This is a genomic window from Micromonospora sp. NPDC048947 (assembly GCF_040649495.1).
Taxonomy (GTDB): domain Bacteria; phylum Actinomycetota; class Actinomycetes; order Mycobacteriales; family Micromonosporaceae; genus Micromonospora; species Micromonospora alfalfae.
In genome coordinates this window covers 1-12,314 of sequence record NZ_JBEZFO010000023.1, presented here as the reverse complement: position 1 = coordinate 12,314, position 12,314 = coordinate 1, and the positions used below count along the sequence as shown (strand labels likewise).

Sequence of the window (12,314 nt, the reverse complement as noted above, 5' to 3'; positions counted from 1 at the left end):
GCCTGTCGCCGGGATTCCCGGCTCCGGACTTCATTGTGTTGCGGCGTCGCCAGTCGACCTGGGCATTTACCGGGTAATGACGGCCGGCCACGACCGGGTGACATCGTCGAGAAACAGCATCCATTTCGGCTTTTATCGGTTATGGCGACCAGGGATACCACGGCATACGCCCGGAACGACGAAAGTCGTATATCCGTCAGTACGCCGCGAAAAGGGCGATGTTCCCTCGTTCCCAGGTGTCATCAGCCACGATGGCGACACCCAGCCCAGGGGCCCGACGGGCAACTCTCCCAACTTTCGCCACTGCTTCAACTGCGAGCGACATCCGTCCCGGGTTAGGTTGGGCGAGCCGGTCCGGCCCAGTGCCGTCCGCCCGGATGGCCCCGGCCGGTGTCGTCGAGGGCGTCAGCAGCCCCGGCGACCGTGGGAGAGGGGCCTTCCGCTCTTGTCATCCCTGAGAAATCTGCTGCGCACAGTGGCGCTGGTCGGCATGTCGGCCGCGCTGATCGCTCCGACGGCGGTGGCCCAGGCCGAGCCGTCCCCCGCCGACCTGACCCGCCGGATCGAGACGTCCTCGGCCGAGTTGGAGCGGGTCGTCGAGTCGTACAACAAGTTGCGTGAGGAGATCAAGACAAACGAGGCCGCAGTGGCCCGATTACAGACCCGCATCGGCCCGCTCGAACAGCAGGTCGAGCAGAGCCGGGCAGACGTGGCGGAGCTCGCCTCCACCGCGTACAAGACCGGCGCCCTGCGCACCGCGGACGCCCTGCTGCGCCCCGGCGGCTCGGCCGCGCTGCTGGATCGGCTCGGCACGATCGAGCAGTTGACCCGCCAGCGGCAGGAGCGCATCTCCGGCTTCACTGCCGACCAGCAGCGGCTGCTCGACGAGAAGGCCCGCCTGGGCGCGACCTTGACCCGGCAGGCCGCACAGGCTCGTCAGCTCGCCGCGGGTAAAAAGCAGATCGAGCAGGACCTGGCCAAGCTGTACGAGCTGCGCCGGCAGGCGTACGGGGCCGCCACCGAGCGACCCGAGCCCAAGGCGGCGACGACCGAGGCCAAGAACGTGCCCGCCGTGTCCGGTGCCGCCGGCACTGCTGTGCGTTACGCGTTCGGCGCGATCGGCAAGCCGTACGTCTGGGCGGCCGACGGGCCGAACGGCTACGACTGTTCCGGCCTGACCTCGGCCGCCTGGCGGGCGGCCGGGAAGTCCCTGCCGCACAACACCCGGATGCAGTGGAGCGCTGTCGCCCACATCGGGCGGGGCGAGCTACGCCCCGGCGACCTGGTCTTCTACAGCGGGCTCGGGCACGTCGCCCTCTACGTGGGCGACGGTCAGGTGATCGACGCGCCCAGCGCCGGTCGCAACGTGCTCAAGCGTGGCATGAACATGATGTCCATCCAGGGTTACGGCCGGGTGCGCTGACCACTGTCGAAAACGGCGAACGGCCGGCGTCCCCCTATCGGACGCCGGCCGTTCGCCGTCATTACTACCAGGTCAGGCCGCTTGCAGCCCCTCCGCCCGAGCCAGCTCGCGGAGCCGGCCGAGGGCCTGGATCTCCAGCTGCCGGATCCGCTCGCGGGACAGCGAGAAGCGGGACGCGACCTCGGTGAGCGAGTGCTCCCGGCCGTCCTCCAGCCCGTAGCGGGCCCGCATGATTCCGGCGGACCGGTCGTCGAGGTGGTTGAGCAGCCCTTCGATGCGCTGCCGCTCCAGGCCGCTGAGGACGATGTCCTCCGGCGACGGCGCGTCACTGTCGGCAACCAGGTCGCCAAGGCTGGTGTCGCCATCGTCACCAACCGGGGTGTCCAGCGAGACGGTGTCCTGCGACCAGCGGCGCAGCTCGTTCACCCGCTCGACGGTGACGCCGAGGGCGGTGGCGATCTGCTCCGGCTCCGGGTCGCTGCCCAACTCACGGGTCAGCTGCCGAGCCACGTTGCGCATCCGGTTGACGTCCTCCACCAGGTGCACCGGCAGACGGACGGTGCGCTCCTGCTGGGCGATCGCCCTGCTGATCGCCTGCCGAATCCACCAGGTGGCGTAGGTGGAGAACTTGTAGCCGCGCTCGTAGTCGAACTTCTCGACCGCCCGGACGAGGCCGGTGTTGCCCTCCTGGATCAGGTCCAGCATGGGCATCCCCGAGCGCACGTAACGCCGGGCGATCGACACGACCAGTCGGAGGTTCGCGCGGATGAAGAGGTCCTTCGCGCGCTCCCCCTCGACGACCAGCCACTCCAGGTCGGCCCGGTCGACACCGGCGGGAACGGCTTCCTCGCCGAGCAGGTGCTCGGCGTAGAGGCCAGCCTCGATCGCCTTGGAGAGCTCTACCTCCCGGGCGGCGTCCAGCAGTGGCGTCCGGGAGATCTCGTGCAGGTAGACGCCCACCAGGTCGCGTTCCTCGGCGACCTGATCGGTTCGCATGCCGATGTTCTTGTCCACGTTGCCCACGGTCCCCTCGCTCGCGCCGGTTGCCCGGTTCCTTGCCATTCCCCACACCTGTCAGCCCCTGGTAACTTCTGCTGTGCCCATCGGTGCTGACACCTACACAACAGATGAGACGTGTCGGGGATTCCTCGTCGTGAGTCGAAAGTGTCACGAATGCCTGAGTAGTAGCTGAGAGCACGGTCCATGTTTGCTGTCAGCACCCCATCGGGTGGCTCGCCACTGGGCACCACATACCGGTTACCGCACCATGGCAACACCGCCCGCCGCGGAGGCACAGCGACCCGGGTCACCACCGCGATGCGATCCTGGTCACTGCCAGATACGCACCGGCGAACCGGTCGGTTCATTCACGGGGGTGTTATTACCCCTCGGCCAGATGAACAATCCGAGGGCCCGTTCGCTTCCCGGTGTGGGTGGCGCTAGGAGGCGAGCAGGGCGAGGGCGCCGCGCACCTGGTCGGCCGAGCGGGCCAGCGCGGCCCGGGCAGCGTCGATCTCAGCGCCCGAGACGAGGGCGACGAGCGCCGTCTTCAGGTCCCCGTCGGCCTCGGTGAGGGCCTGCCGGGAAAGTTCTTCCGAGCAGCCGGTGGCCTCGACCAGAATCGAGATCATTCGTCCGCGGAGTTTCGCGTTGGTGGCCACCATATCGATCATGAGGTTCGAGTAGACCCGACCCAGGCGCACCATGACGGCTGTTGAAAACGTGTTGAGCACCAATTTCTGCGCTGTGCCCGCCTTCATCCGGGTCGACCCGGTGACCACCTCAGGTCCGGTGTCCACCCCGATGAACACGTCGACCGACCGGGCGGCCTCCGCCTCCGGATTGGCGCAGAGCAGCACCGTCGAGGCGCCCTTGGCGCGGGCCGCGGCAAGCGCCCCGAGGACGTACGGGGTGCGTCCGCTGGCCGCCAGACCGACCACCAGGTCCCCGGCCCGTACACAACTGGCCGCTTCGACCGCGCCGCCCCGGTCGTCGTCCTCGGCGTCCTCGACGGCCCGCCACATGGCGTCCGGGCCGCCCGCGAGGTGCGCGCAGAACCAGTGTCGGGGCGAGTTGAAGGTGGGGGCCAGTTCGGCGGCGTCGAGCACGCCCAGTCGGCCGGAGGTGCCGGCTCCGAAGTAGTGCACCCGGTGACCGCCGCGTAGCGCCGCGACCGCCAGGTCGACGGTGGTGGCGATCTCGTCGAGCACCGCGGCGACAGCAGCGGGCACCCGTCGGTCCGCCTCGTTGATCACGGTGAGCACGTCCCGGGTCGACATCAGGTCGAGGTCGACGCTGAGCGGATTACGTCGTTCGGTGGGGGCACCCACCCGGACCGTGGGGCGAGCGGGCCGTGCGGGCATCTCCGCACCGGCCGTCATGCCCGCCTCCGGTTGGCACCCACCCGGTGCGACTGGACCGCCTCGGCGGTCGCCTCCAGGGCCTTGCGGGCCCGTGCCCGGTTGCGGGCGGCCACCCCGACGAAGAGGCAGTCGACCACTGTGAGCTGAGCCAGCCGGCTGGCCGTCGCGCCGGAGCGGTAGGTGGTCTCCCGGGCCGCCGTGGTCAACACGAAGTCCGCCACGTCGGTGATCGGCGAGCGCGGGAAGTTGGTCAGCGCCACTGTCGCGGCACCGCGGGTACGGGCCTGCTCCAGCACCTCGATCACGTCGGAGGTGGTGCCGGTGTGCGAGATGCCGATCGCGACGTCTCCCCGACCCAGCAGGGCAGCCGACGTCAGCGCGGTGTGCACGTCCGGGAAGTAGAAGGCGATCCGGCCGACGCGGTGCAGCTTCTGCTGGAAGTCCGAGGCGACGAACCCGCTGGCGCCGGCGCCGTAGATGTCGATCCGAGCGGCACCGCTGATCGCCTCGACCACCTGCTCGCAGACGGCGGGGTCGAGTTGCTCGGCGGTCTCCTCGACGGCGCGGGCGTCGTTGAACGCGATGGTGGCGATGATCTGGGCGAGGTCGGCACCGGGCGGGATGTCACCGCCGACCACTCGGGCGTCAGGTGGCTCGATCCGGCGGGCGGCCTCGGCGGCGAGGCGGATGCGCAGTTGGGGGTAACCGTCCATGCCCACCGAACGGCAGAACCGGATGACTGTCGCCTCGGATGTCTCGGCTGCGGTGGCGAGATCGGTGATTGTCCGCCGGGCGGCGGCCGCCGGGTCGGACACGACCAGCCGGGCGACCCGCTGCTCGGCGGGCGACAGCGATGGCAACAGCCCGCTGATGTGGACGATCAGCCCACCGGGCTCGTGACTCGCAGAAATCTTCGGACTCTTCGCCACGGATGAAACTTACTTTCAGCAGGCGTGAGCGTCAACTATGACTGTCCGAGGTGGGGGAAACTTCGATCGCCGGGATCACCGGTCCCGTACAGCCTGCCACTTCCCCAGGATCGCCGCCTCCTCCGCCGGGTCGAGTCCACCCTGCCGGACGGCCGCCGGGTACGCGGCCATCCACGACGCGGTCGCCCGAACGGTATCGGCCAGCGGACGGACCGTCAGACCGGCCTCCAGTGCCGGTCGGACATCCCGGTCCATCAGGCCGGCGGTCTCCGGCAACCGCACCCAGAGCGGCAGCGCCCGCTCCCCCGACCACTCGCGTACGTCGTGGGACAGCAGGAACTCCTGGTCGACCCAGGTGAGGGCCGGATCGGCGACGCCCAGCCCGGCGGCCACCCCGGCCAACAACTCGGCCCGGGACATCGCCGGACCGGAGCCGTCGTACGTGCCGCCGAGGCCGGTGCCGGCGGCGTGCAACAGCCAACGCGCCAGATCGGCGACGTCCACGAACTGCACCCGATCGGTCGGGTGCCCGGGGGCCAGCACCTCGCCACCGGCCGACAGCCGCCGCACCCAGTACGGGAAACGGTCGCTCGGATCCTCCGCGCCGACGATCAGCCCCGCCCGGCAGATGAACGAACGGTCCACGCCCACCCGCTCCCGGACCAGCTCCTCGATGCTCACCTTGCACTCGCCGTACCAGTTGTGGTCCGGGCCGACCGGACCGTCCACGTCCGCCGGGGCCGGCGGCAGGATCGGCGCGTCCACGGCGGTCTGGCCCGGGGTGGCGTGGTCCGCGTACACCGAGATCGTCGACACGAACGACCAGTGGCCGACGTGGTCGGCGAGCGCGGCGAGCGCGTGCCGGGCGTGGCTGATCTGGCGGGTCACGTCGACCACCGCGTCGAAGCCCTCGGCGGCGAACGGGATGAGTGACTCGGGATCGTCGCGGTCGGCCGCCACGAACCGTGCCCCGGGCGGCACCGCGCCGGACACGCCACGGGCCGCGCAGGTCACCTCGTGACCCTGTTCGACGGCGAGCCGTGCCGTCGCCCGGCCGAGGAACTGGGTGCCACCGAGAATGAGGATCCGCATCCGCCGATCCTGCGCCTCCAAGCTCCTGACAATCCATCCAATCTGCCCAGGGCAGACCGTGATCTCGAAGGGGGTGGGCACTAGCGTGGGGCCCATGGGAGAGCGCAGCGTGTTGGTGACCGGGGGTTCCGGCGGGCTCGGCGGGGCGGTCGTCGCCGCGTTCGTCGAGGCGGGCTGGCGGGTGGTCGTACCGGAGCGGAAAGCCCGGCCCGGGTCGGAGCCGGCGGCGGCCGGACTGGTCCGGGTGGTCGCGGACCTTGGCGAGCCGGCGGGCGCGGCGCAGGCGGTCGAGGCCGCGGCCGGCGAACCGGCGGCGCCGCTGCGCGCTGTGGTCAACCTCGTCGGGGGGTACGCCAGCGGCGGGTTGGTGCACGAGACCCCGGTCGAGGAGTTCGAGCGGATGCTCACCGTCAACCTGCGGCCGACCTACCTGGTCACGCAGGCCGCGCTCCCACACCTGGTGGCGTCCGGCGGCGGCGCGGTGGTGTGCGTCTCGGCCCGCGCGGCGGTCACCCCGTTCCGCGGCGCGGCGGGCTACTCGACGGCCAAGGCTGCGGTGCTGGCCTTCGCCAACGCTGTCGCCGTGGAGTACCGGTCGCAGCACGTGCGCTGCAACACGGTGCTGCCCAGCGTCATCGACACCCCGGCGAACCGGGCCGCGCAGCCCGACGCCGACCATTCCCGCTGGGTCACCCCGGCCGAGATCGCGCCGGTGATCCGGTTCCTCGCGTCGGCCGACTCCGCCCCGACCAGTGGCGCCACGGTGCCGGTCTACGGGCGGGCCTGAGCCACCACCGGGCCGAGGTCCTCGTCGCCCGAGGCGGATGGCGGTAGCCAGGTTTCCAGGTGCGCCTGAATCTGCTCGGTCACCTCCTCGGCCGGGCGGCCCGCGTCCACAAGCACGAAGCTGGGGTACTCGGGCAGTGCCCGGTAGGCGGTGTCGGCGGCGGTCAGCCACCCCATCGTCTCGTGGTCGGTGCCGCGTTCCTCGATGCGCCGGTACGCCTCCGCCGGGTCGACGGCGAGCAGGAAGGTCACCTGCGGTGTCGGGAACAGCCGGTAGCCGGCCCGGGCGAGCCGCTCCCAGCGCTGCCCGCCGTGCGCCCTGATGCTCGCGTACTGGCAGGCCGAGTAGCGGTCCATCACCGCCGTCCGACCGGTGAGCAGACAACTGATCAGGGCGATGGCGATGGCCAGCCAGCGCAGCACCGACTCCACGGCCAGCACGCCGTCGCGACCGACGAGCCGTTGCGCGTCCGGCCGACCGAGGCGTTGGGCGAGCCGGCCGAGCCAGCGGCGGCCACTGGCGTTGCGGCGGTAGGTGGCGGGGCGTCCGGCGGCGGTCAGCGCGTCGGCCAGCCGGTGTGCCTGCGTGGTCTTGCCCGAACCGTCGATCCCGATCAGGGCGACGGTGCGCAATCGGGCCTTGCGTCGTCGCATCCCCGATGATCTGGCCACTCTCCACAGGTTATCCGACCTGTGCACGTGGTCCGCGAGGTTTGTGGTGCTTCATCCCTGTTGACGCCCTACCGAGACCCCAGCAGGTGTGGACGAACGGAATGCCGGGTACCGGAGTTTGAAATCCAACCGCCGGTCCACCAACACGACGACGGAGGAACCAGATGGCTGAGCGCGGAGACGAGAGTCTGGTGCACACCCTCAAGAAGGTCGCCGCCGTGCTCAAGCAGTCCGAGATTCCGTTCGCCCTGGGCGGCAGCTTCGCGGTCTACGCCCACGGGGGCCACTCCAGCGATCACGACGTCGACTTCCTGATCCGGGAGGCCGACGTGGAAGCGGCACTGGAGGCCCTGGTGGCCGCCGGCTTCGTCGCCGAGCGTCCACCGGAGGACTGGCTGGTGAAGGTCTTCGACGACGGCCGGATGGTGGATTTGATCCACCGGCCGATCGAGACGCCGGTGACCGAGGAGACGTTCGCCGACACTGTCATCCGACCGGTGGACGCGATTCACATGCCGGTGCTGTCCGCGACCCAGCTGATGGTGCACAAACTGCTCAGCTTCTCCCAGCACTACTGCGACTTCGCCCGCGGTCTGCCGCTGGCCCGCTCGCTGCGGGAGCAGATCGACTGGGAACGGGTACGCAAGGAGACGCAGCACTCGCCGTACGCCGAGGCGTTCCTGGTGCTGCTGGACCGGCTGGAGGTGGTGCCGGACGCCGGCACCCAGCCAGGAGAGGGGACATCGTGACCCACCATCGCGACATCGACGCCGGGCCACCTGACGAGTACGTCGAGGCGGAGATCCAACGGTTGCTGGTCGAGGACCCCGCCGTCGCCGAACAGGGGATCACAGTGGTTCGACGGGAACGCGCCCTCGTTCTCCACGGCGAGGTGGAGAGTCCGCACCGGCGGGAGGAGATCCTGCGTCGGGTGTCCGAGCGCTTCCCGGACGTGCCGATCACCAGCGACATCGGGGTGATCCGCACCCAAGCGCCCACGGAGATCGAGCAACTGCCCTGAGGGAGGTTCCATGGTGATCCGGATTGCCGCTGTGGGCGACGTGCATCTGGACGAGGACGTGGTCGGCCGATTCCGGCCGGCACTGGAGGAGCTGCCGGAGTGCGCCGATGTGCTGCTACTGGCCGGCGACCTGACCCGGCACGGCACCGAGGCCGAGGCGCGCTGCGTGGCAGAAGAGTTCGGTGGGTTGGCCGTACCTGTGGTGACGGTGCTGGGCAACCACGACCACCAGTGCGACCAGGTGCCACAGGTGGTCAAGGTGCTGGAGGACGCGGGCATCACGGTGCTGGAGGGCAACGGCGTCGTGCTGGACTGCGCTGGTGGCCGGCTCGGCATCGCCGGCGTCAAGGGCTTCGGCGGCGGGTTCGCCGGGCGGTGCGCCAGTGACTTCGGCGAGCCGGAGATGAAGGCCTTCGTGCGGACCACCACCGACAGTGCGGACCGTCTCGGTGCGGCGCTGCGCTCACTGGACTGCGACATGCTCGTCGCGCTCACCCACTACTCGCCCGTGCCGGACACACTGGTCGGCGAGCCGTTGGAGATCTACCCCTTCCTGGGGTCGTACCAGTTGGGGCAGGCGATCGACTCGGCGCCCACGGCGCTGGCAGTGCACGGGCACGCGCACGCCGGCACCGAGCGCGGCACGACCCCCGGCGGGGTACGCGTCCGCAACGTCGCGCACCCGGTGATCAAGCAGGCGTACAGCGTCTTTCACGTTGGCGATCAACTCGACACCGATCAGGTTTCCACGCTCGGCCAGTCGGGTATTCAGAGGTCATGGAGCTGATTCTCTGGATTCTCGCAGTCGTACTCGTGGTCGCCGGCATCCTCGCGCTGTTCCGCCGGCAGATCCTGTGGGGCATCGTCCTCATCGTCGTCGGGCTGTTGGTCGGCCCGGGTGGTGTCAGCATCTTCAATTAGCGCTCACACGCTCAACACCGGGACCCGCCGGGGTCGCCGCGACCGAAGCTTCGTCCTCCCGACAGAAGCATCGGTCATGGCGATCCCGGCGCTTTTTCGTGGGTGGCCGGTCTGGTGAACCGCCCTCCCGCTCGGCGGTTTGAGCCGACCCCAGCGGGGAAATATCTCGACGATGGAGATATCTCAGGACGCGCCGGCGACCTCCGGCCGGCGAGCGTGGTGGGCCCTCGCCGGTTTCGCGGCGGCGGTCTTCGTCGCGGCCGCGATCGGCGGGCTGGGAGTGCAGGGCACCACCGAGGAGTACGCGAACCTGCGGCAGCCCGGCTGGGCCCCGCCCTCGTGGCTCTTCGGCCCGGTCTGGTCGCTGCTCTACGCGCTGATCGCGGTGGCCGGCTGGCTGGTGTGGCGCCGGGTCGGCTTCTCCCCCGCCCTCTGGGCGTGGACCGCCCAACTGGTGCTCAACGCGATCTGGACCCCGCTGTTCTTCGGCGCGGGGCTGTACGGGCTGGCGTTCGCGGAGATCGTGCTGATGTGGCTGGCGATCGGCCTGACCGTGCTGCTGTTCGCCCGGGTGTCCCGGGTGGCGACGGCGCTGCTGCTGCCGTACTGGGCCTGGGTCACCTTCGCCGCCGCGTTGAACCTGTCGATCTGGCGGCTGAACGCCTGACCCGTCGGTTCCCCGACGGCGGCGACCGCCGGGGACCGTGGCCGTTGCCGGATCAGCAGCGGGGGACGTTCGGGATGTAGCCGTCGTGGCCGGTGTAGACGTACGCGTCGGCGATGAAGCGGCCGGAGCCGATCCGGTCCCAGATCGAGCTGGTTCCGTACGTGCCGGTGACAGTGGTGCCGCTGGTCTGGCAGGCGATGGTCACCCGGGTGCCGTCGGCGACGGTGCCCACCGAGGCGTACCCGGTGCCGGGGCCGGAGCGGACGGTCAGCGGCGTGCCGCTGGTGTCGACGGTGCCGTTGCCGCTGCCCGAGGAGCATCCGTTGCCGCTGGTGTAGCTCTTGGTGCCCCAGTACAGCGCGAGGCTGCCGTTGAAGCGGACCTGGATGTCGGCGCCGTTGAGGCGCTGTTCGTAGTGCAGGTGTGGGCCGGTCGATCCCCCGGTGCTGCCGACCCAGCCGATCACCTTGCCGTACCCGACCGTCTGCCCGACCGAGACGTTGAAGCCGCTGAGGTGCGCGTAGTAGGTGCTGTAACCGCCCCCGTGGTTGATTCGGACGTACTTGCCGTAACTGGTACCGCCGAGGTCGGTGACGCGGTCGACGGTGCCGGGGGCGCTGGCGACCACCGGGTCGCCGGCGTCGTCGGTACGGTTGAAGTCGATCGCGTACGCCGGGCTGTGGTCCGACCGGGTCTGCCCGGACCAGGACTGCCCGCACGGGAACGGCACCCTGAAGGTCGGCGCGGCCAGCGCGGGAGTCGCCGGCGTCAGTGCTCCCCCGACCAAGAGACCCGTCACCAGCAGGCTGATCCACCGCTTTCGCATACAGCTCCTCCTATGTCGAAAACCTTCGATCCGTGAGGGCTAGCCTGACAGATATCGTCAATCTTCGAAAGAGTCCGCAGCGTGCCCCGCCACCGCGCCCACCAGGCAGCCCGCAGGTTTCCGGATTGTTACTCGCTCGTGTCTGACAGGGGGTGGACCCGGCCGGATGCAAGCGCTTACATGTGTGCACGCCCAATCGGACCGGCGACGGGTCACCAGCACGACCGCGCCGGCTAGGAAGGAGGACGGCATGGCGGTCTTTACCAGACCACGCCAGGCCTTCGTGATCGCCGGTGTAATCGGGCTGGCGCTCAGCGCCACCGCCTGCGGTACCGGCGACGACAAGAAGAGCAGCAAAGCGGGCTCCGCGGAGTGCGCCGCATACGACAAGTACGAGGGCCACGACGGCAAGAAGGTCTCCATCTACGCGTCCATCCGTGACGCCGAGGCCGACCTGCTGGAGCGGTCGTGGTCGCAGTTCACCGAGTGCACCGGCATCGAGATCGACTACGAGGGCAGCGGCGAGTTCGAGGCGCAGCTCCCCGTCCGGGTCGACGGTGGCAACGCCCCCGACATCGCCTTCGTGCCGCAGCCGGGTCTGGTGAAGCGTTTCGCGGACGCCGGCAAGCTGAAGTCCCTCAGCGCCGACACCAAGGCCCTCGCCGAGCAGAACATGCCGGCCGACTGGCTGAAGTACGGCACCGTTAACGGGACGCTCTACGGCGTGCCGCTCGGCGCCAACGTGAAGTCCTTCGTCTGGTACTCGCCGAAGACGTTCAAGGAGAAGGGCTGGGAGGTTCCGACCACCTGGGACCAGCTCATCGCCCTGAGCGACAAGATCGCCGCCAGCGGCGTCAAGCCGTGGTGCGCGGGCGTCGAGTCCGGTGACGCCACCGGCTGGCCGGCCACCGACTGGATCGAGGACGTGGTCCTGCGTACGCAGGGTCCCGAGGTCTACGACCAGTGGACCACCCACGCCATCCCGTTCAACGACCCGAAGATCGTCGACGCGGTTGACCGCGCCGGCAGCATCCTCAAGAACGAGAAGTACGTCAACGGCGGCTTCGGCGGCGTCAAGAGCATCACCACCACCGCCTTCCAGGAGGCGGGCCTGCCGGTGACCACCGGCAAGTGCGCGATGCACCGACAGGCGTCGTTCTACGCCAACCAGTTCCCCGAGGGCACCAAGGTGGCCGAGGACGGCGACGCGTTCGCCTTCTACTTCCCGGCCATCGACCCGGCCAAGGGCAAGCCGGTGCTGGGCGCGGGCGAGTTCGTCGTCGGCTACGCCGACCGTCCCGAGGTCCAGGCCGTGCAGACCTACCTCGTCTCGGCGGAGTACGTGAACAGCCGCGCGAAGCTCGGCAACTGGGTCACGGCGAACAACAAGCTGGACATCGCCAACGTCGCCAGCCCGATCGACAAGCTCTCCGTCCAGATCCTCCAGGACAAGACGGGCACCTTCCGCTTCGACGGATCCGACCTGATGCCGGCCGGCGTCGGCGCGGGAACGTTCTGTCTGGGCAAGCTCACCTACGTGCGGGTCTACTCCGGCACGCTCGATTCCGGTTCCCAGGTGGTCAACTCCACGAAGGACCGCAAGGAGCGGATCGG

At 69.7% G+C, this 12,314-nt stretch carries 13 protein-coding genes and 1 pseudogene; 8 read left to right on the top strand and 6 right to left on the bottom strand.

Annotated elements, in window-relative coordinates:
- Positions 1 to 445 precede the first annotated feature (445 nt).
- Positions 446 to 1,423 carry an NlpC/P60 family protein gene (locus tag AB0B98_RS27580; protein WP_357366415.1) on the top strand — a complete coding sequence of 326 codons (978 nt, stop codon included), beginning with the start codon at positions 446 to 448 and terminating at the stop codon, positions 1,421 to 1,423.
- A 72-nt stretch (positions 1,424 to 1,495) separates the two neighbouring features.
- Here the strand turns inward: AB0B98_RS27580 and AB0B98_RS27575 are convergent, their stop codons facing one another.
- From AB0B98_RS27575 to AB0B98_RS27560, 4 genes are all read right to left on the bottom strand, one after another.
- Positions 1,496 to 2,485, bottom strand: coding sequence for a sigma-70 family RNA polymerase sigma factor (locus AB0B98_RS27575; RefSeq protein WP_238670457.1), 990 nt, complete (start codon positions 2,483 to 2,485; stop codon positions 1,496 to 1,498).
- A gap of 377 nt (positions 2,486 to 2,862) precedes the next feature.
- Entirely contained in the window at positions 2,863 to 3,804 is a 942-nt protein-coding gene (gene murQ, locus AB0B98_RS27570) for an N-acetylmuramic acid 6-phosphate etherase (protein ID WP_210784546.1), read from the bottom strand.
- Positions 3,801 to 4,715, bottom strand: a complete 915-nt coding sequence (locus tag AB0B98_RS27565; RefSeq protein WP_357366413.1) for a MurR/RpiR family transcriptional regulator — start codon at positions 4,713 to 4,715, stop codon at positions 3,801 to 3,803. Before AB0B98_RS27565 ends, murQ begins: the two co-directional genes overlap by 4 nt.
- Before the next feature lie 75 nt (positions 4,716 to 4,790).
- Positions 4,791 to 5,807 (bottom strand): NAD-dependent epimerase/dehydratase family protein, encoded by a 1,017-nt coding sequence (locus AB0B98_RS27560; protein ID WP_357366411.1) that lies wholly within the window; start codon positions 5,805 to 5,807, stop codon positions 4,791 to 4,793.
- Positions 5,808 to 5,901: 94 nt separating this feature from the next.
- Between AB0B98_RS27560 and AB0B98_RS27555 the strand changes: the two genes are divergently transcribed.
- Positions 5,902 to 6,594: an SDR family NAD(P)-dependent oxidoreductase gene (locus AB0B98_RS27555; protein WP_357366410.1), complete on the top strand. Its 693-nt coding sequence runs from the start codon at positions 5,902 to 5,904 to the stop codon at positions 6,592 to 6,594.
- Here the strand turns inward: AB0B98_RS27555 and AB0B98_RS27550 are convergent.
- Complete coding sequence (locus tag AB0B98_RS27550) at positions 6,579 to 7,265, bottom strand: thymidylate kinase (RefSeq protein WP_238670461.1); 687 nt, start codon at positions 7,263 to 7,265, stop codon at positions 6,579 to 6,581. The two genes, AB0B98_RS27555 and AB0B98_RS27550, sit on opposite strands and share 16 nt — an antisense overlap.
- A 161-nt stretch (positions 7,266 to 7,426) precedes the next feature.
- On the opposite strand from AB0B98_RS27550, the pseudogene AB0B98_RS27545 reads away from it, so the two are divergent.
- The 5 genes and pseudogenes from AB0B98_RS27545 to AB0B98_RS27525 form a co-directional block, all read left to right on the top strand.
- Positions 7,427 to 8,014, top strand: a pseudogene (locus AB0B98_RS27545) (nucleotidyltransferase); the annotation flags it as partial.
- Positions 8,011 to 8,286 (top strand): hypothetical protein, encoded by a 276-nt coding sequence (locus AB0B98_RS27540; protein WP_238670463.1) that lies wholly within the window; start codon positions 8,011 to 8,013, stop codon positions 8,284 to 8,286. The pseudogene AB0B98_RS27545 and the gene AB0B98_RS27540, both read left to right, overlap by 4 nt.
- Positions 8,287 to 8,296: 10 nt before the next feature.
- Positions 8,297 to 9,073, top strand: coding sequence for a metallophosphoesterase (locus AB0B98_RS27535; protein WP_357366407.1), 777 nt, complete (start codon positions 8,297 to 8,299; stop codon positions 9,071 to 9,073).
- Positions 9,064 to 9,207: a GPGG-motif small membrane protein gene (locus AB0B98_RS27530; protein WP_007464364.1), complete on the top strand. Its 144-nt coding sequence runs from the start codon at positions 9,064 to 9,066 to the stop codon at positions 9,205 to 9,207. The genes AB0B98_RS27535 and AB0B98_RS27530 overlap by 10 nt, the downstream gene beginning before the upstream one ends.
- Positions 9,208 to 9,379: 172 nt before the next feature.
- A complete protein-coding gene (locus AB0B98_RS27525) occupies positions 9,380 to 9,874 on the top strand; it encodes a TspO/MBR family protein (RefSeq protein WP_357366406.1) in 495 nt (164 codons plus the stop codon).
- Between the two features lie 52 nt (positions 9,875 to 9,926).
- Here AB0B98_RS27525 and AB0B98_RS27520 read toward each other — a convergent pair whose 3' ends face one another.
- The gene (locus AB0B98_RS27520; protein ID WP_357366404.1) at positions 9,927 to 10,700 is read right to left on the bottom strand and encodes a peptidoglycan DD-metalloendopeptidase family protein; all 774 of its coding nucleotides are present in this window, start codon (positions 10,698 to 10,700) and stop codon (positions 9,927 to 9,929) included.
- Between the two features lie 250 nt (positions 10,701 to 10,950).
- Between AB0B98_RS27520 and AB0B98_RS27515 the strand changes: the two genes are divergently transcribed.
- A partial coding sequence (locus AB0B98_RS27515) for an extracellular solute-binding protein (RefSeq protein WP_357366402.1) occupies positions 10,951 to 12,314 on the top strand: 1,364 nt, incomplete at its 3' end.